The following is an 18,071-nucleotide window of genomic DNA, read 5'->3' on the forward strand; positions in this document are numbered from 1 at the left end:
TGGCGGGCGGGGGGCCGGCGTCGAAGGTGACGGGGAGCCCGGCGGGGGCGGTTCCGGTCGGGGCGACCTGGAGGGTCTTGAGGGCGAACTCCATGACCTTCTTGTAGATCGGGCCGCAGATCTGGCCGCCGAAGTAGCTGCCCTTGGTGGGGTTCTGAATGGCGCAGTAGACGGTGATCCGCGGGTTGTCGGCGGGGGCGAAACCGGCGAAGGAGGCGGTGTAGCCCTTGTAGCGGCCGGTGGCCGGATCCACCCGGTTGGACGTGCCGGTCTTGCCGCCGACCCGGTAGCCGGGGATCCGGGCCTTGGTGCCGGTGCCCTCCTGGTCGTCCACGACCGACTCCAGCATCTGCGCCAGGGACTTGGCGGTGTCCGCGCTGATCACGGTCGTCTTCTCGGGGGCCGGGGCGGGGGTGAAGCGGCCGTCGGGGCCCTTGGTGCCGCGGACCAGGGTGGGTGCGATCCGTACGCCGCCGTTGGCGATCGTGGAGTACACGGAGGCCGCCTGCATGGCGTTGAGGGACAGGCCCTGGCCGAAAGGGATCGTGTACTGCTGGGAGGTGGACCAGGCCTCGGGCTTGGCCAGGATGCCGCGCGACTCTCCCGGGTAGTTCAGGCCGGTGGGCCGTCCGATGCCGAACTTGTCGAGGTAGGAGTAGAGGACCCGGTTGGCCTCGGGCTGGGTGGCGCCGAGCTGGCCGGTGGCCAGGATGGTGCCGATGTTGGAGGACTTGGCGAGGACCCCGTTGAGGGTCAGGTACCAGGTCGGGTGGTCGATGTCGTCCTTGAACAGCCGGTCGCCGCGGTGCAGCCGGTTGGGGACCTCGACGTGGGTCTCGGGGGTGGCCTTCTTCTCCTCCAGCACGGCGGCCATCGACATCACCTTGGCGGTGGAGCCGGGCTCGTACACGTCCTGGAGGGCCGCGTTGCCCATGGCGGCGGAGCTGGCCCCGGACAGGTCGTTGGGGTCGAAGCCGGGGGCGTTGGCCATGGCCAGCACCTCGCCGGTGCGGGTGTCCTGGACGATGACGTAGCCGCGGTCGGCCTCGGACTTGGCGACCTGCTCGCTGATGGCGCTCTGGGCCGCCCACTGGATGTCGCGGTCGATGGTCAGCTCGACGTCCTCGCCGGGTACGGCGGGCTTCTCGCTGGAGCCGGCGGTGGGCACGCGGCGGCCGCCGGACTGGGCGTATGTGATCGCGCCGTCCTTGCCGGCCAGCTTCTTGTCGAGGGAGGACTCCAGGCCGCCGGCGCCCTTGCCCTCGGCGTTGACGTAGCCCAGTATCCCGGCGGCCAGGTCGCCGCCCGGGTACACGCGCTTGCTGCTGTCCTCGTTGAACACGCCGGCCAGGACGTTGGCGCCGGGTCCGTTGTGCTTCTTGTCGGCGGCGGCCTTGTCGGCGAAGACCCGCTTGAGGTCCTTGATCTGGTTCCAGACCTGGGGGGTCTGGCGGCGGGCCAGGACGACGTAGCGGGTGTTCTTGGTCTTGAGGCGGGCGGAGAGCTCCTTGGCGTCCTTGCCGAGGATCGGCGCGAGGAGGGCGGCGGCCTGCTCGGGGGCGTCGGGGGCCTTGCTGTCCTGGGGGGTGAACATCTTCGGGTCGGCGGTGATGTCGTACGCGTCGACGCTGGTCGCGAGGGCCACGCCCTTGCGGTCGGTGATCTCGCCGCGCTCGGCGGCGAGGGTGTAGCTGGCGAAGCGGTTCTCGGAGGCCTTGGCGGAGTACGCGGAGGCGTCGACGGCCTGCACCTGGAGCAGCCGTACGACGAAGGCCACCATGACGAGGGTCAGCCCGACGCTGACGAGCCGCAGCCGCGGCTTGGGGCTGCCGAGCCGGATGGTGTGCGGCTGCCGGGCCGGGCCGGGCCGCCGGGTGGCGGGCCGCGAGGCGGCGCGCGAGCGCCCCGGCCGGCCGCCGGGCGCGGGCACCCGCCGCCCGCCGGGGGCGCTCACGCGCCCACCGCCGCGACCGTGCGGGGCGCCGGACCCGCGGACGGACCGGTGCGGGGGGAAGCTCCCGCCGGGGGTACCCCCGGCGGGAGCTGGGGGAGGGTCCGCGTCACGACGTCACCTTCCGGAGGTCGGGTTGGGCTGGGGGGCGCCGCCCGGCGCGGGCTGCCCGGCCTGCGGGGCGCCCGCCGGGGCGGAGCCCTGGGCGGCCGTCCGGTCGGGGGCGGGAGTGCCGGCGGAGCCCTGGGCGCCGCCGGGGGCCGAGCCGGGACCGGTGGCCGGGGCGGGGGCCGGGCCGACCGCCTGAGCGCCGCCCGGGGCGGTTCCGGGGGCCGCGGCCGAGGGGCCGGCCGGGGGCGCGGCCGGGCTCGGAGGCGGCGGCGGGGGCTCGGCGACCGCGGCCGTGCCGGTCACCTTGCCGTCCGGGCCGATGAAGACCGGGCTCCCGCCCGGGACCAGGCCGAGCTCGTGCGCCCGCCGCTGCAGGGCGTCCGGCGCCGAGTACCCGTCCACGTCCCGCTGCAGCGCCTGTTCCTCGTCCGTGAGCGCCGTGGTCTCCTTCTTCAACTTGCTCAGCTGGAAGGACCCCTGGTTGAGCGCCGAGTTCAGGAGCAGCAGGCTGATCAGCCCGCCGGCCAGCAACGCCACCACCAGCAGGACGAACGGCGTCAGCGCCGCCTGCCCCGCGGAGCCGCCCCGCAGCCTCCCCAGTCCCCCGGCTCTGCTCACAGCCGCGCCTCCCGGATGCGTTCGACCCCGCGGAAGCGGGCCGGCGCCGCGCGCCGGTTCTCGGCGATCTCCTCCTCCGTGGGCAGCTCCGCGCCCCGGGTGAGGAGCTTCAGCTTGGGCTGGTACTTCTCCGGCACCACCGGCAGCCCCGGCGGCGCCGTCGACGCCGCGCCCGCCGCGAAGACCTGCTTGACCAGCCGGTCCTCCAGCGAGTGGTACGAGAGCACCGCGATCCGGCCGCCCACCGCGATCCGCTCCACGGCCGCCGGGATCGCCCGCTCCAGGACCGACAGTTCGCCGTTGACCTCGATGCGCAGCGCCTGGAAGGTCCGCTTGGCCGGGTTGCCGCCGGTCCGCTTGGCGGCCTGCGGCAGCGCGTCGCGGATCAGTTCGACCAGCCGCGCGCTGTTCGTGAACGGCTCCTTCTCCCGCTCGCGGACGACCGCCGAGACGATCCGCTTGGCCTGCTTCTCCTCGCCGTACTGGCGCAGGATCCGTACGAGCTCGCCCGGCGGGTAGGTGTTGAGCACCTCGGCGGCGCTCATCCCGGTGCTCTGGTCCATGCGCATGTCCAGCGGCGCGTCCTGCGCGTACGCGAACCCGCGGTCGGCCTCGTCGAGCTGCATGGAGGAGACGCCGAGGTCGAAGAGGACGCCCTGGACGGCGGGGATGCCGAGCCGGTCCAGCACCTCGGGCAGCTCGTCGTACACGGCGTGGACGAGGGTGGCGCGGTCGCCGAAGGGCGCGAGCCGTTCGCCGGAGAGCCGCAGGGCCTCCTTGTCGCGGTCGAGGCCGATCAGGTGCGCCTCGGGGAACCGGGTCAGCAGGGCCTCGCTGTGGCCGCCGAGGCCGAGGGTGCAGTCGACGACGACGGCCCCGGGCCTCTCCAGCGCCGGGGCCAACAGGTCCAGGCACCGCTGGAGCATCACCGGGACATGTCGGGACTCGCTAGTCAAAGCGCCCTCTCAGATAACGGCGCGGCAGGCATACGCCGCGCCGCGCACGCGGAGTGTTACCAGGAGGCCGGGCGGCCGGTCAGGGCCGGGCTCCGGCCGGTTCGCGTCACTTTAGTGCAACGGTCGCCGCGGTCAACGAACCGCCCCGCGCGCCGTGCGCCCCGCTCGTACGGAATCCGCAAAAGCCGCTTATCACCCGTATGGTCGCCCCCGCCTCACCCCTGTGGGTTAGCTCACAACAAGGCCGGTTGATGTTCTTTGTCCATCTCCACTCCATGCCTTTACCAGCGGTGACCATTAACGTCGTAGGCATGACGACTTCCGCATCCCTGCCCGCAGAGACCACCCCCCAGGCAGCCAGCGGCGGCTCCGTCACGGACCGGCTGGTCGCGGCGAACCGGGCTTACGCCGCCGACTTCACCGACCCGGGAATGGACGCCCGCCCCGTCCTGCACGTGGCCGTCGTGGCCTGCATGGACGCCCGCCTCGACCTGCACAAGGCCCTCGGCCTGGAGCTCGGCGACTGCCACACCATCCGCAACGCCGGCGGAGTGGTCACCGACGACACCATCCGCTCGCTCACGATCAGCCAGCGCGCCCTGGGCACCCGCACGGTGATACTGATCCACCACACCGGCTGTGGCCTCGAAAGCCTGACCGAGGACTTCCGGCACGAGCTGGAGGACGAGGTCGGCCAGCGCCCCGCCTGGGCCGTGGAGGCCTTCCGGGACGTGGACCAGGACGTCCGCCAGTCCATGCAGCGGGTCCGGACGAACCCCTTCCTGCCGCACCGCGACGATGTGCGAGGCTTCGTCTTCGACGTGCACACCGGACTCCTGCGGGAGATCGATCCCGCCTCGTGAGTGACACAAGGCCGTAACGCCGTCAAGAATGCGGGAAGACGCCGCCCGGAAAACCGTCCGGGCCGGCGTCCCTGTCGGGGTGGGCCGGAGTGCGCCGAGAGCGTCGGCCCTGCGGAAAGGGCCGAGGAGAACCAGGTGACGACGTATGACGACCGAGCGAGCCATGGGGGCACCCCCGGTCGAGCGCACCCGGGCCTCGGGGACCTGACGAGCACCGCGGAGCGGGTGCGCCGCTCCGTCGAGAGCGTGATCGAGGGCAAGCCCGAGGTCGTGCGCATCGCGCTGACCGTGCTGCTCGCCGAGGGGCACCTGCTGATCGAGGACGTCCCCGGCGTCGGCAAGACCATGCTCGCCAAGACGCTGGCGAAGTCCATCGACTGCTCGGTCCAGCGCATCCAGTTCACTCCGGACCTGCTGCCCTCCGACATCACCGGTGTCAGCATCTACGACCAGCAGCGCCGCGAGTTCGAGTTCAAGCCGGGCGCGATCTTCGCGCAGATCGTCATCGGCGACGAGATCAACCGCGCCTCGCCGAAGACCCAGTCCGCCCTGCTGGAGTCGATGGAGGAGCGCCAGGTCACCATCGACGGCACGACGTACGCGCTGCCGAGCCCGTTCATGGTGGTCGCCACCCAGAACCCGGTGGAGATGGAGGGCACCTACCCCCTCCCCGAGGCCCAGCGCGACCGCTTCATGGCCCGCGTCTCCGTCGGCTACCCCAGCCCCGACGCCGAGCTCCAGATGCTCGACGTGCACGGCGGGACCTCCCCGCTCGACGGCCTGCAGGCCGTCGCGAACGCCCTCGACATCGTCAATCTGATAGACGCCGTCCGCGAGGTGTACGTCGCCGAGCCCGTCCGGCGCTACGTCGTCGACCTGGTCTCCGCGACCCGCAGCCACCCGGACCTGCGCCTGGGCGCCTCGCCCCGCGCCACCCTGCACCTGCTGCGCGCCGTGAAGGCCTCCGCCGCCCTGTCCGGCCGGGACTACGTCCTGCCCGACGACGTACAGGCGCTGGCCACCCCCGTCCTCGCGCACCGGCTGCTGCCCACCGCGCAGGCCCAGCTGAACCGGCGCACCGCCGAGCAGGTCGTCCACGACATCGTCCAGCGCACCCCCGTCCCGGCCGCGCACGCCCGCGGCGAGATGCCGCCCGGCGCGGGCGTACGGGGCTTCTGATGAGTGCCGGTGCCCCGCGCGGCGCCGGCGGCGGGAGCACGGGCCGGGGCGCGGGCGGGCTGCGCGCCTCGCTGGCCGGGCTGACCACCCGCGGCCGGTCCTTCCTGGCCGCCGGGGTGGCCGCCGCCCTGTGCGCGTACGTGCTCGGCCAGGGAGAACTGCTGCGGGTCGGGCTGCTGCTCGCCGTGCTGCCGCTGATCTGCGTCCTCGCCCTGCACCGCACCCGCCACCGGGTCTCCGGCAGCCGCCGGCTGACCCCGATGCGGGTGCCCGCCGGCTCCGAGGCCCGGGTGCAGCTGCGGATGGAGAACGTCTCGCGGCTGCCCACCGGACTGCTGATGCTCCAGGACCGGGTGCCGTACGTCCTCGGCCCCCGGCCCGGCTTCGTCCTGGACCGGGTCGAGCCCGGCGGGCGCCGCGAGGTCTCCTACCGGGTCCGCTCCGACCTGCGCGGCCGCTATCCGCTGGGCCCGCTCCAGCTGCGGCTGACCGACCCCTTCGGGCTGGTCGAGCTGACCCGCTCGTTCAGCACGTACGACACCCTCACCGTCATCCCGCGCACCGAGGCCCTGGCCCCGGTCCGGCTGACCGGCGAGACCTCCGGCTACGGCGACGGCAGCCGCCGCTCGCTGGCCCTGGCCGGCGACGACGACGTGATCCCTCGCGGGTACCGGCGCGGCGACGACCTGCGCCGGGTGCACTGGCGCTCCACCGCCCGCTACGGCGAGCTGATGGTGCGCCGCGAGGAGCAGCCGCAGCGCAGCAAGGCCACGGTCCTGCTGGACACCCGCGGGGTCGCCTACGAGGGCGCCGGACCGGACTCCGCGTTCGAGTGGGCGGTCTCCGGGGCCGCCTCGTCCCTGGTGCACCTGCTCGAACAGGGCTTCTCGGTGCGGCTGCTGACCGACTCGGGGACCTCGGTGCCCGGCGACGGCAGCGGCTTCACCTCCGGAGGCCAGGAGTCGGCGGAGGCGGCCGGGCTGATGATGGACACCCTCGCGGTCGTCGGGCACTCCGACGGCGCCGGCCTCACCCGCGCGTACGACGCCGTGCGCAGCGGCGGCGGCCACGGCGCCGGGGGCTTCGGCGGAGCCGGCGGTGACGGGCTCCTCATCGCCTTCTTCGGGGACCTGGACGACGTACAGACGGAGGTGGCGGCCAAGATGCGCGGGCGCTGCGCGGCGGCGGTGGCCTTCGTCCTGGACTCCGGTCAGTGGACCGGGGGCCCCTCGCGGGTGGAGGAACGGTTGGGCAGGCTGCGCGAGACGGGCTGGACGGCGCTGGCCGCGCCGCCCGGGGTGGCGTTCGGGGAGCTGTGGCGGCAGGCAGGGAACGCTCCGCTCGGCACGGGTGCTTCCGGAGGCTGGGGATGAGCGGGCGGGCGCGCGTGACGCTCTTCGCGGCGCTGGCGACGCTGCTCACCTCGTGGTCGCTGGTCGCGCTGGTGGACTCCTCGCTCTGGGTGCTGGAGGCGGGGGTCCTGCTGGCCGTGCAGGGCGCGGTGGGGGCCGGGGCCCGGCGGGTGCCGCTGGGGCGCACGCTGACGGTGGCCTCGCAGGTGCTGGTGTCCCTGCTGGTGCTGGTGTTCCTGTTCGCCGGCAAGGGGGAGTCCACCGGGTCCGGGCCGATGGCCTACCTGGTGACGGACTTCGGCGCCCTGTTCGGGCGGGGCGTCCAGGACGTCGGGGAGTTCGCGATCCCGGCTCCGCTGACGGACGGCATCCGCTTGCTGCTGCTGTCCGGGGTGCTGCTGATCGGGCTGCTGGTGGACCTGCTGGCGGTGACGCTGCGGACCGCGGCGGCCGCCGGGCTGCCGCTGCTCGCGCTGTACTCGGTCGCCGCGGGGCTCTCCGGCGGCGGCGGAGCCTCCTGGATCTCCTTCCTGCTGGCCGGCTGCGGCTACCTGTTGCTGCTGCTGGCCGAGGGCCGCGACCGGCTCGCCCAGTGGGGCCGGGTCTTCGGCGCGGCCCCGAGCGCGCGGGGCTCTTCGGGCCCGGCGTACGGGGGCGTCGGCGCGGGCCGGGGCCCGGGCCGGGCGCTGGCTCCCGTACGCACCGGACGGCGGATCGGCGCGGTGGCGCTGGGGATCGCGCTGGCGGTGCCGGCGGCGCTGCCCGCGCTCGGCGGCGGGCTGCTGGGGGCCCGGGGCGGCGAGAGCGGGGACGGCGGCGGGGTCGGCGGGACGATCTCGGCGGTCAACCCGCTGGTCTCCCTCCAGGGCAGCCTGAACGCCCAGGACAACCGGGTGGTGCTGAAGTACCGCACGGACAGCCCGCAGCTCGGCGAGCAGTACCTGCGGATCCTGGCGCTGGACGAGTTCAACGGCGTCAAGTGGGAGGCCTCGGGGCGGGCCCTGACCGACGTGCCGGAGCGGCTGCCGGCCCCGCCGGGGCTGAGCGAGCGGGTCAGGGCGACGGGCACCGAGGTGCGGACCAGCATCTCGGCGGCCGACACGTACGCCCAGCGCTACCTGCCGATGCCCTATCCCGCCGTGTCCGTGGACATCCCGGGCAAGTGGCGGTTCGAGCCGGCCGGCCGGACGCTGGTCGGGGACCAGCTGGGCCGGGACAGGTACCAGAACGTGCAGGGCGCGGGGTACACCGTACGGAGCCTGCTGCTGCGGCCGACGGCGGAGCAGTTGCAGGCGGCGCCGGAGCCCGATCCGCTCGTCAAGGCCGAGTACACGAAGATTCCCGACAACCTGCCGGCGGTGGTGGCGGACACGGCCCGCCAGGTGACGAAGGGCGCGAAGGACGACTACACGCGGGCGGTGAGGCTCCAGGACTACTTCGCCGTCACCGGAGGCTTCCGCTACGACACGAAGGTGGCCTCGGGTACGGGGCCGCAGGCCATCGCCCGGTTCCTCGCCGACAAGGAGGGGTTCTGCATCCACTTCGCGTTCTCGATGGCGGCGATGTCGCGCTCGCTCGGGATCCCGGCGCGGGTGGCGGTCGGGTTCACGCCCGGCGAGAAGCAGGCGGACGGCAGCGTGAACGTGTCGATGCGCGATGCGCACGCCTGGCCGGAGCTGTACTTCGAGGGCGTGGGCTGGACCCGCTTCGAGCCGACGCCGCGCCAGGGGATCACCCTCCCGGACTACTCCCGGGCCGAGCTCCCGGCGGCCCAGCCGTCCGCGCCGGCGCCGCTGCCCTCGACCGGCGCGGCCCAGCCGTCGGCGGCGCCGTCGAAGGCCGAGGACTGCCCGCCGGAGGCGAAGAAGCTGGGCGAGTGCGGGGCGACGGCGCCGCAGCCCGAGGGGGGTGCCGGCGGCGGCGGGCCGTCGCTGGTCGGCGTGCTGGGCTGGACCCTGCCGATCCTGGCCCTGCTGGCCCTGCCGCTGCTCCCGCTGCTGTGGCGGAGGCGGCTGCGGGGACGCCGGCTGGCACAGGGGCAGGTCCTGGCGGCGTGGACGGAGCTGTCCGACGCGGCCTGGGACGTGGGCATCACCCCCGACGGGGCCCTGTCACCGCGCCGGGCGGCGGCGCGGGTGGTGGAGCTGGGCCGCCTGGAACCGGAGGCGGCGCAGGCGGTGCACCGGGTCGCGGCGGCGGTGGAGCGCTCGCTGTACGCCCCGCCGGGCACGGCGGCCGCGTACGAGGGCCTGGGGGCGGACGTCCTGCTGGCCCGCACCGCGCTGCTGGCTCCGCTGACCCGCGCGGACCGCGTCCGCGCGCTGCTCCTCCCCCGCTCCTCGGCGCGCCTGCGCTGGTCGGCGGCCGCGCGGTGGTCGGCCCTGACGACGGCCGTCGCGGCCCGGCTGGCCCCCCTCTCGGCGCTGCTGTCCCGGCTCCCCCTCCGGGGCCGCGGCTGACGCGGCGGGCCCCGGCCGCAGCCGGGGCCCCGCGGGCGGACGCGAAACGGCGGGGCCCGTTCCCCCAGGGCCCCGCCGTCTCGCGCCGCACACCGGCATAGGTACCCGGTCCGCACCGGCCGCCCCGTGTCGGCGGTCCGGACCGGGTCCCCGTCCGTGTCCCCAGTCTGTCGTCCGCCCAGGTGGGGGCCATCCGCGCAGGTACTCATTTCCGCGCCTAGGTACGCGTACTCACGCGCGGCGGAGGACGCCCCCAGTTCTACGCCGTCCCGGCACCCGGGCGGCACCGCCGATCGGGGGGTCGCCCGGGAGGGCGGGGGCGGGCCCCCGGGCGGCACCGCCGATCGGGGGGTCGCCCGGGAGGGCGGGGGCGGGCCGCCCCGGGCGGTCCCCGTCAGCGGTTGCCGCTGACCCGGCCCCGCAGCAGCAGCGACAGCGCCGAGTGCACGTCGTCCAGCGAGCGCTCGCTCTGGAAGGACTGCCAGTCCAGCGCGGCCACCAGCACCATGCCCACCATCGCGGCGGCGGTCAGCGGCACGTCGATCTCCGCGCTCAGCTCTCCGCGTTCCACGCCCTCGCGCAGCACGGTCTCCACGACGGCCACCGCCTCCCGCCGGACCACCATCAGCGTGGACTGCCAGGCCCGGTTGGTCCGCCACAGCTCGGCGACGTACAGCTGGGTGAAGGCCGGGTACCGGTCGATGAACACCAGCCCCGCCCGGATCATCGCGTCGAGCGCCTCGACCCGGGTGCCGCCGCGCCGCTCCGTCTCCTCGGCCGCGTCGCGCAGGGAGACCGTCAGCAGCCCGACCCCGTGCCGCAGCAGCTCCTCGAAGAGCTCGTTCTTGCTGGCGAAGTTGTAGTAGACGGTGCCCTTGGCGACCCCCGCCCGCTCGGCGATCTCGTCGACCGTGGTCGCGGAGAAGCCCTGCTCGGCGATGAGGGTGACGGCCGCCTCGTAGAGCTTCTGGCGGGTCGCCTGCCGGCGGCCGCCGCCGGTACCGGTGCTGCTGCGTTCCATGGCGCTGATTCTCACAGGTCAACCGATCTCTGCGGGCCCGGTCGCTACAGGCTCAGTTCGGGGTGGAGCCGGTCCATCGTCCACACCTGCTTGCCGCGGGCGGCGAGCGCGGTGAGGGCGAGCGAACCCACCGTGAACGCCGCCAGGACCGCGCAGCCCTGCCAGACCCGGGTGAGGTCTCCGCCGGTGATGAGGCGGCGCAGGCTGTCGACGACGTACGACATCGGCAGGTACGGGTGGATGGCGTTGAAGAACCACGGACTGGTCTGGACGGGGTACGTACCGCCCGCCGAGGTGAGCTGGAGCATCAGGACGGCGAGGACCAGGATGCGGCCGGCGGCGCCGAACTTGGCGTTGAGCCACTGGACGATCGCCGCGAAGCAGCAGGTGACCAGGAAGAGGAAGCCGATGGTGAGGGCGGGGCGCGCCATCTCCAGGCCGAGGCCCCAGTGGAGTACGGACATCAGCGCCCCCACCTGCGCGGCGCCGAGCCCCGCCACGGGCAGCCAGCCGGCCAGGGCGATCCGCCAGGGCGAGGCTCCCGCGGCCAGCGCCCGCTTGTTCATCGGCGCGATCAGCATGTAGGCGACCATCGCGCCGACCCAGAGGGAGAGCGGGATGAAGTACGGCGCGAAGCCGGTGCCGTAGTTGGGCGCCTTGTGCAGGGACTGGTTGGCGAGCTTGACGGGGTCGGCCATGACCTGGGTACGGGCGTCGCGCTGCTGCTGGTCGTAGTCCGGGATCTTGTCGACGCCCTGGTGCAGGCCGTCGGCCAGGGTGCCGTTGCCGTCGACGAGCTTGTAGATGCCGCCGTCGAGGGTGTGCGCGCCGTCGCCGATCTTGCCGACTCCCGCGCCGATGGCCTCGGAGCCGTCGGCGGCCTTGCCGAGTCCGGTGTGGAGCTGGGCCATGCCGGCGGCGACCTTGTGGGCGCCGGTGTTGAGGGCGTTCGCGTCGGAGACGGCCCGGTCCAGCTTGCCGGCGAGGCCGGGGGCGCCGGCGGCGAGCTTGCGGGCCTGCTTCTCCAGGTCGGTGAGCTGGGCGCGCAGGCCGGCCAGATCGCCGCCCGAGTCCTTGACCAGCGTGTCGACGTCGCCGGTGAGCTGGGCGGCCTCGGCGGTGGTGTCCTTCAGCTTCTTCAGGTCGGCGCAGCTGACCGGCAGCGGCTTGGGAGCGGCGCCCGTGCACGTGCGGGTGTACGTGTCGGCCGCCAGGGCCGCGGCCTGCTTGCTCACCCTGGCCGCGGCGGGGGCCTTCTTGCCGATGGTCTCCAGGTGGTTGTTGACGACCCGGGCTGTGTCGGCGACGAGCAGGGCGGCGTCGGCGAGCTCCTTGGGGTTGTCCAGGTAGGGGCGGACCTGGGAGGCCGTGCCGTTGATCTTGTCGGCGATCTGCTGGGTGCCGTCGGCGACGCCCTTCGTGCCGGTCTCCAGCTTGCCCGCGGCCGTGTCGAGCTTCGTCAGTCCGCCGGTCAGCTCGCCGTTCTTCTCCTCGACCTTGTCGAGGTTGTCGGCGATCTCCTTGGCCCCTTCCTGGGCCTTGCTCGCGCCGTCCTTGAGCTTGTCGGCGCCGTCGGCGGCCTCGGCGGTCTTGTCGTGCAGGTCGGAGAAGGAGACGAAGATCTTGTCGAGGAAGCCGCGGGAGGCGTTGGTGGACGCCGCCGAGCGGACCTCGGCGAAGACGGTGCGGGAGATCGAGCCGACGATGTAGTTGTTGGCGTCGTTGGTGCGCACCTGGAGGGCGCTGGTCGCGGGGTCCGCGCCGGAGCTGGAGGCGATCTTCGCGCTGAAGTCGGCGGGCATGGTCAGGGACAGGTAGTACGTCCCGCTCTCCAGTCCCTTGGCCGCCTCCTCGGCGCTCACGTCGTGCCATTCGAAGGTCTTGCTGGCGTGCAGCTTCTTGGTGATCTCGCTGCCGGCGTCGATGCGGTTGCCCTCGACGGTGGCGCCTTGGTCGGCGTTGACGAGCGCGACGGGGACCTTGTCGAGGCGGCTGTACGGGTCCCAGAAGGAGCAGAGGTACAGGGCTCCGTAGAGCAGCGGCAGCAGGAGCAGTGCGACGAGCGCGGCCCGGGGCAGTTTCCCCCGCCCGAACCGCTTCAGCTCAAGCGCGGCCAGCTTCGGCGAGCGCATCGTCCGCCCCCTTCGTGGTGTCTTCGGTCTTCTGGGTCTGCTCGGCCTGTTCGGCCTGTTCGGCCTGTCCGGCCTGTCCGGCCTGTTCGGCCTGTCCGGCCTGTCCGGCCTGTCCGGTCTGTTCGGTCTTCTCGGTGTCTGCGCTCTCCGCGCTCTCGCCGGCCGGGTCCGGCTCGGCGCCCTGACCGCCCGTGCGCAGGACCGTCACGTCGTCCGGCGCCTCGCTGCACACCGCGAGGACGGTGGTCCCGGCGGCGGCGATGGAGCGCAGCAGGCTCCAGGCCTCGGCGCGTTCGGCGTCCGAGAGCTTGAGGTCCAGGTCGTCGAGGGCCAGCAGGCGCGGAGCGCCGAGCAGGGCGATGGCCACGGACAGCCTGATCGCCTCCAGTCGCTCCAGGTCGCGTACCGAGGTGCGCGGGCCCTTGGGCAGGGTCGCGAGGTCCAGCCCGGCGGCGGCCAGGGCGGCGTCGATCCGGGCCCGTGCGGCGTGGCGGCGCTCGCCGCGCGGGCGCAGCAGGGCGCGCACGGGTCCCTCGTAGCGGCGCTGGAGCAGTGCGCCCTCGCGCAGTTGCTCGGCGACGGTGAGGGACTGGTCGAGTTCGTTGACCCCGGTGACCGGGCCGAGTGCGGCGATCCGGCGGACCGCGGCCAGGTGCCGCGGCAGCCGGTGGCCGGCGATCTCGGCATGGCCCTCGGTGGCCTTCATGCGTCCGGTGAGGGCGAGGACGAGGCAGGTCCGGCCGCTGCCGGAGGGGCCTTCGACGGCGATGAGCGAGCCGGGCTCCGCGTCGAGGCGCACTCCCCGGAACACCCAGCCGCGCGGGCCCTTGAGTCCGAAGTCCTCGGCCTTGACGGCCGCTCCGTGCGGGCTGTCCACGCCGCCCCCCTCCTTTTAAACTGACCGGTCAGTTCAAAAACTACCACCTCTGGTCCCACCTCACCTGCCCAGGGGGACAGTTGACAGACGGTCGGCAGCAAAACCGCAGGTCAGCGCGATTGTCAGTGTCGAGCGTCACGATGGGGGCAGGCACAAACACAGACACAGCAGTACGCAACGACAGGAGGTTCGTCATGGCCACACCGTCCCCGTCCCCTGTCCACCCCGTCCCGCGCAGGTCGGCAGCTCCCCCGGCCGCGCTCGATCTGCTCGCCAAGGCCCACGCCGGCCTGGCCGAGGCGGCCCGGCTGGACCGGCCGGGCGAGCGGTACGCCACCGCCCACCTCGCCGCGCTGCGCACCGCCGCGGCCGTGCTCGCGGCGCGCGGGAATCCGGAGCCGGCCGGCGCGCGGCGCCGGCCCCGGATCCGCAGCGCCTGGGAGGTGCTCCCGGAGATAGCCCCGGAGCTGACGGAGTGGAGCGCGCTGTTCGCCTCCGGCGCCGACCGCAGGGCGCGGGCCGAGGCGGGGATCGCGGACGCGGCGACGGTCCGGGACGCGGACGATCTGGTGCGCGCCGTGGCGATGTTCCTGCGGCTGGTGGAACGGATGCTCGCCCTCCGGCCGGTGGCGCCGACGCTGCCGCAGCCCCGTCCGGAGCATCCGGACGCGGGCTGAGCTGGGCGGGGTGAGCGGCACGCCCGCGTGCAGGCAATAGGGTGGGGCTCGCATCTCCCACCCTTGTCGCGCCGAGGAGCCATCAGCCGTGTCGGACACTTCCCGCCCCCGCGCCTCCCTTCGCACCGCCGTGGTGTGGGAGGTCCTCAAGGAGGCCCTCGACCGCCGGGTGAAGGCGACCGGGCGGGATGTGCTGGACGTGCTGGACACCGGCGGCGGCACCGGCAACTTCGCCGTGCCGGTGGCCCGGCTGGGCCACCGGGTGACCGTGGTCGACCCCAGCCCGAACGCACTGTTCGGGCTGGAGCGCCGCGTCGGCGAAGAGGGCGTCGCGGACCTGGTCCGCGGGGTCCAGGGCGACGCCCAGGGCCTGCTGGAGGTCGTCGAGCGCGACGCGTACGACGTGGTGCTCTGCCACGGCGTGCTGGAGTACGTGGACGACCCGGCCGAGGGCGTGGCCAACGCGGTCGCCGCCCTGCGCCCCGGCGGCACCCTCAGCCTGCTCGCCGCGGGCCTCGGCGGGGCGGTGCTGGCCCGCGCCCTCGCCGGCCACTTCACCGAGGCCCGTACGGCGCTCACCGACCCGGCCGGGCGCTGGGGCGCGGGCGACCCGGTGCCGCGCCGCTTCACCGCCGAGCAGCTCGCCGCCCTGGTCGGCGGGGCCGGCCTGGAGGTCGGCCCGGTACACGGGGTCCGCGTCTTCGCCGACCTCGTCCCCGGTGTCCTGGTCGACACCGAGCCGGGCGCGGTCGAGGCCCTGCTGCGCCTGGAGGAGGCCGCCGCCGAGCTGCCCGCCTTCCACGCGGTCGCCACGCAGCTGCACGTGCTGGGCCGCAAGGGTCCCGCCGGCGAGAGCGCCTGATCTGCGGAGTTCCGCTCAGGGAGTACGCCGGACACCCTCCGTTCGGACGCCCGGCCCCGTATGATCGTGCGCAAGGACCGGCATGGTGGACGGGCCAGTGGGGAATAAGCGCCTCAGTGACCCGCCACCCGGCGGTACGGTTCACGCAAGGATGTGTCCGGGCGGCGCCTTTCGGGGCGGCGCCCCTTCCCGACCGTGTTTTGGAACCTGGCGTCGAGGGCGGGTGTCACGGGGGCGATTCCCCGCCTATCCTGAAGGGGACCCCTGGTCGCTACCCCCCGCGACCGACGGATGAGGAGGACTCCCGTGCCGCTCTCGGAGCACGAGCAGCGAATGCTCGAGCAGATGGAGCGAGCGCTGTACGCCGAAGATCCCAAGTTCGCGACAGCGCTTGAGGGAAGCGGACTGCGTACGTACACCCGGCGACGGGTCTACCAGGCAGTCGCAGGCATTGTGGTGGGTATCGCGCTCCTCATGACCGGTGTGATCGTTCCGAACGTACTCTGGGTCAGCGTGGTGGGATTCCTCGTCATGCTCGGCTGTACGGTCCTCGTGGTCACCGGTTGGCGCAAGGCACCCAAGCCTGGCGAGCAGCCCGTCTCCGGCAGTGCAGGCGGTTCGGCCCACGGCCGGAACCGGCAGCGTCGGTCGATGATGACCCGTATCGAGGAGCGGTGGCAGCGCCGCCGCGACGAACAGGGGCAGTAGGCCCCCGCAGACATGGGTGAGGGGACGGCCGCCGCACGGCGGCCGTCCCCTCACCGCTCTGCCGCGCCGATCCGGCTCCCTCACACCGATCCGGCCCCTCACACCGATCCGCCCCGTCTTGCGGATCGCCGCTGCCGCGGCCCGGTCCTGCGGCATGATGGCCCGGTGAGTGTGCTCCCCCTGGTCTTCACCAGCGGCTGGGCCAGCGGGATCAACGCCTACGCCGTGGTCCTCCTGCTCGGCGTCTTCGGCGCGACCGGACTGACCGACGAGGTCCCCGCGTCCCTCCAGCGCACCGACGTGCTGATCGTCGCCGGCGTGCTGTTCCTCTGCGAGGCCGTCGCCGACAAGATCCCGTACGTGGACTCCGTCTGGGACGCGGCGCACACCGTGATCCGGCCGGTGGCCGGGGCGGTGGTCGGCGCCCTGCTGGCAGGCCAGAGCGGCTCGCTCTCCGACATCGCAGCCGGCGCGGTCGGCGGTTCCACCGCGCTGGCCAGCCATTTCGTCAAGGCCGGCACGCGGATGGCCGTCAACACCTCACCCGAGCCGGTCAGCAACATCGTGCTGAGCACCGCCGAGGACCTTGGCGTGGCGGGCATCGTCACCTTCGCGATGTTCAACCCCCAGGCCGCCGCGGTCATCGCCGCCGTCCTGCTGGCGGCCGGTCTGGCCGTACTCGTCTTCCTCTGGAGCCGGATCCGCCGCTTCCTGCGCCGCCGGGCCCAGCGCCGCGAGGAGAAGCGGCTCGCGGCCCAGGAGCGCGAGGCGACCGCGCGGGCCGCGGTACCGCCCCGCTGACCCCGCCCTTCCCCCTGACCTGCTCCAAGCTCCTCCGACCCCGCTCGGTAGGGTCGTGCGCATGGCACGAATTGCGGTGATCGGCGCCGGCATGGGCGCGATGGCCACGGCGGCCCGGCTGGCCGTGGCGGGGCACCAGGTGACGGTGTACGAGCGCGGGTCCACCTACGGCGGCTCCGTCGGCCGCCACGAACAGGACGGCTTCGCCTTCGACACCGGGCCCGGTCTGCTGCACCTGCCCGCCGTCTACCGCGACCTGTTCGTCAAGACCGGCAAGCGGCCCCTGGAGGACTGCGTCGAGCTGGTCCAGGTGGACCCGGCCGTCCGGCACGTCCTCGCCGACGGCACCGTCGTGACCCTCCCGGCCGGCTCGCGCGGCGCCGCGGCCGCCGTCCTCGACGAGGCCTTCGGCCCGGGAGCCGGAGAGCGCTGGAACGAGGTCCTGGGCCGCGCCCGGGACGCCTGGAACGCCACCCGGCGCCCCCTGCTGGAGGAGCCGTTGCGCCCCGACTGGCAGGTGCTGGGCGCGGATCCCTACCCGGCGCTGCGCAAGAGCGGCCTGCTGCGCCGCCGCCCGCCGACCCTCGCCGAAGTGGCCGACCGCGAACTGGGCGGGCGGCTCGGTGAGCTGCTCGCCGCTCGGGTGCGGGCGTACGGCCTCGACCCGGCCACCGCGCCCGCCTCGGCGGCCGTGCTCCCGTACATGGAGCAGACCTTCGGCAGCTGGTACGTGCGCGGCGGGATGCGGGCCCTGGCCACCGCCGTGTACGAGCGCTGCCTGGAACGGAAGGTCGCCTTCGTCTTCGACGCGCCCGTACGGGAGGTCCTGGAGCGGGACGGCCGGGCGGCCGGGCTGCTGCTGGCCGACGGCGTCGAGACGGCCGCGGACTTCGTGGTGTGCGGCGTCGACCCGCGGCAGCTGCGCGCCCCGCTGCCCGCCGGCGGCGTCCCGGCCCGCGGGCCGGAGGCGGCCGGCCGGACCACCCTGCTGCTCGCGCTGCGCGGAGCCCGCCCCGCCGACGCCGTCCACCGGACCCTGGTCCACTCCCCGGAGACCCAGCTGACCGTGCTGCGCCCCGACGACCCGGCCCTACGGCCGGGCGCGGACCACGAGGCGGTCACCGTGAGCGCCCTGTGCGGCCCCGGGGGCCGCCCCGCGCCCCGCGCGGAAGCACTGCTGGACCTCGCGGCCCGGGCCGTGCCCGGACTGCGCGAGCGGCTGCTGTGGAGCCGCGAGCGCACGCCGGCGGACATCGAGGCGGACACCGGCGCGGCGGGCGGCGCGGTGCCCCCGCCGGCGCTCGCCGGGGCCGGCGGCGCGCTGCTCTACCCCGCCAACACCACCGCGCTGCCCGGGCTGTTCCTCGCGGGCGGCTGGGCGCACCCCGGCGGCGGGCTCGCGCACGCGGGGATGACGGGGGCCCTGGTGGCCGGACTGATCGTGGAGGGCGCGCGGTTCCGCGGCTCCCAGTGACGCCGGAGCCCCCGGGGAGGGTCTCCCCGG

General features: G+C 74.2%; 14 protein-coding genes and 1 pseudogene. 9 read left to right on the top strand and 6 right to left on the bottom strand.

Features of this window, described 5'->3' with window-relative positions:
• Positions 1–13 precede the first annotated feature (13 nt).
• The 3 genes and pseudogenes from ACS04_RS32680 to rsmH form a co-directional block, all read right to left on the bottom strand.
• Positions 14–1,954 (bottom strand): annotated as a pseudogene (locus tag ACS04_RS32680) (peptidoglycan D,D-transpeptidase FtsI family protein); the annotation flags it as partial.
• A 114-nt stretch (positions 1,955–2,068) separates the two neighbouring features.
• Positions 2,069–2,680, bottom strand: a complete 612-nt coding sequence (ftsL, locus tag ACS04_RS39875; RefSeq protein WP_048480492.1) for a cell division protein FtsL — start codon at positions 2,678–2,680, stop codon at positions 2,069–2,071.
• Positions 2,677–3,606: a 16S rRNA (cytosine(1402)-N(4))-methyltransferase RsmH gene (gene rsmH, locus ACS04_RS32690; protein ID WP_048480543.1), complete on the bottom strand. Its 930-nt coding sequence runs from the start codon at positions 3,604–3,606 to the stop codon at positions 2,677–2,679. Before rsmH ends, ftsL begins: the two co-directional genes overlap by 4 nt.
• Before the next feature lie 341 nt (positions 3,607–3,947).
• Here rsmH and ACS04_RS32695 point away from each other — a divergent pair, with 341 nt between their 5' ends.
• From ACS04_RS32695 to ACS04_RS32710, 4 genes are all read left to right on the top strand, one after another.
• The gene (locus ACS04_RS32695; RefSeq protein WP_048480493.1) at positions 3,948–4,499 is read left to right on the top strand and encodes a beta-class carbonic anhydrase; all 552 of its coding nucleotides are present in this window, start codon (positions 3,948–3,950) and stop codon (positions 4,497–4,499) included.
• Between the two features lie 135 nt (positions 4,500–4,634).
• Positions 4,635–5,678 carry an AAA family ATPase gene (locus ACS04_RS32700; RefSeq protein WP_048480494.1) on the top strand — a complete coding sequence of 348 codons (1,044 nt, stop codon included), beginning with the start codon at positions 4,635–4,637 and terminating at the stop codon, positions 5,676–5,678.
• Complete coding sequence (locus ACS04_RS32705; protein WP_048480495.1) at positions 5,678–7,051, top strand: DUF58 domain-containing protein; 1,374 nt, start codon at positions 5,678–5,680, stop codon at positions 7,049–7,051. Before ACS04_RS32700 ends, ACS04_RS32705 begins: the two co-directional genes overlap by 1 nt.
• Complete coding sequence (locus ACS04_RS32710; RefSeq protein ID WP_048480496.1) at positions 7,048–9,489, top strand: transglutaminase TgpA family protein; 2,442 nt, start codon at positions 7,048–7,050, stop codon at positions 9,487–9,489. Before ACS04_RS32705 ends, ACS04_RS32710 begins: the two co-directional genes overlap by 4 nt.
• Positions 9,490–9,883: 394 nt before the next feature.
• Here ACS04_RS32710 and ACS04_RS32715 read toward each other — a convergent pair whose 3' ends face one another.
• From ACS04_RS32715 to ACS04_RS32725, 3 genes are read right to left on the bottom strand one after another with little or no spacing between them, the layout of a single operon-like run.
• Complete coding sequence (locus tag ACS04_RS32715; protein ID WP_048480497.1) at positions 9,884–10,510, bottom strand: TetR/AcrR family transcriptional regulator; 627 nt, start codon at positions 10,508–10,510, stop codon at positions 9,884–9,886.
• Between the two features lie 44 nt (positions 10,511–10,554).
• Entirely contained in the window at positions 10,555–12,642 is a 2,088-nt protein-coding gene (locus ACS04_RS32720) for a YhgE/Pip family protein (RefSeq protein WP_048480498.1), read from the bottom strand.
• Entirely contained in the window at positions 12,614–13,519 is a 906-nt protein-coding gene (locus tag ACS04_RS32725) for an ATP-binding cassette domain-containing protein (protein ID WP_048480499.1), read from the bottom strand. The genes ACS04_RS32720 and ACS04_RS32725 overlap by 29 nt, the downstream gene beginning before the upstream one ends.
• 194 nt (positions 13,520–13,713) lie before the next feature.
• On the opposite strand from ACS04_RS32725, the gene ACS04_RS32730 reads away from it, so the two are divergent.
• From ACS04_RS32730 to ACS04_RS32750, 5 genes are all read left to right on the top strand, one after another.
• Positions 13,714–14,196, top strand: a complete 483-nt coding sequence (locus ACS04_RS32730) for an SAV_6107 family HEPN domain-containing protein (protein ID WP_048480500.1) — start codon at positions 13,714–13,716, stop codon at positions 14,194–14,196.
• A gap of 88 nt (positions 14,197–14,284) precedes the next feature.
• Positions 14,285–15,058: a methyltransferase gene (locus tag ACS04_RS32735; protein ID WP_048480501.1), complete on the top strand. Its 774-nt coding sequence runs from the start codon at positions 14,285–14,287 to the stop codon at positions 15,056–15,058.
• 306 nt (positions 15,059–15,364) lie between these two features.
• Positions 15,365–15,766 carry a DUF3040 domain-containing protein gene (locus ACS04_RS32740; RefSeq protein WP_048480502.1) on the top strand — a complete coding sequence of 134 codons (402 nt, stop codon included), beginning with the start codon at positions 15,365–15,367 and terminating at the stop codon, positions 15,764–15,766.
• A 165-nt stretch (positions 15,767–15,931) separates the two neighbouring features.
• On the top strand, positions 15,932–16,567 hold the full coding sequence (locus tag ACS04_RS32745; protein ID WP_048480503.1) for a DUF4126 domain-containing protein: 636 nt from the start codon (positions 15,932–15,934) through the stop codon (positions 16,565–16,567).
• A 61-nt stretch (positions 16,568–16,628) separates the two neighbouring features.
• A complete protein-coding gene (locus ACS04_RS32750) occupies positions 16,629–18,041 on the top strand; it encodes a phytoene desaturase family protein (RefSeq protein WP_209441832.1) in 1,413 nt (470 codons plus the stop codon).
• Positions 18,042–18,071: the final 30 nt, after the last annotated feature.

Source organism: Streptomyces roseus (assembly GCF_001044425.1).
In the GTDB taxonomy this organism is placed as follows: Bacteria; Actinomycetota; Actinomycetes; order Streptomycetales; family Streptomycetaceae; genus Streptomyces; species Streptomyces roseus.

Excerpts from the sequence above, each read along its gene's own strand:
- ACS04_RS32730 (WP_048480500.1), top strand. The coding sequence starts at position 13,714 with ATGGCCACACCGTCCCCGTCCCCTGTCCACCCCGTCCCGCGCAGGTCG.
- ACS04_RS32710 (WP_048480496.1), top strand. The coding sequence starts at position 7,048 with ATGAGCGGGCGGGCGCGCGTGACGCTCTTCGCGGCGCTGGCGACGCTG.
- ACS04_RS32715 (WP_048480497.1), bottom strand. The coding sequence starts at position 10,510 with ATGGAACGCAGCAGCACCGGTACCGGCGGCGGCCGCCGGCAGGCGACC.
- ACS04_RS32695 (WP_048480493.1), top strand. The coding sequence starts at position 3,948 with ATGACGACTTCCGCATCCCTGCCCGCAGAGACCACCCCCCAGGCAGCC.
- ACS04_RS32720 (WP_048480498.1), bottom strand. The coding sequence starts at position 12,642 with ATGCGCTCGCCGAAGCTGGCCGCGCTTGAGCTGAAGCGGTTCGGGCGG.
- ACS04_RS32705 (WP_048480495.1), top strand. The coding sequence starts at position 5,678 with ATGAGTGCCGGTGCCCCGCGCGGCGCCGGCGGCGGGAGCACGGGCCGG.
- rsmH (WP_048480543.1), bottom strand. The coding sequence starts at position 3,606 with ATGCTCCAGCGGTGCCTGGACCTGTTGGCCCCGGCGCTGGAGAGGCCC.
- ACS04_RS32750 (WP_209441832.1), top strand. The coding sequence starts at position 16,629 with ATGGCACGAATTGCGGTGATCGGCGCCGGCATGGGCGCGATGGCCACG.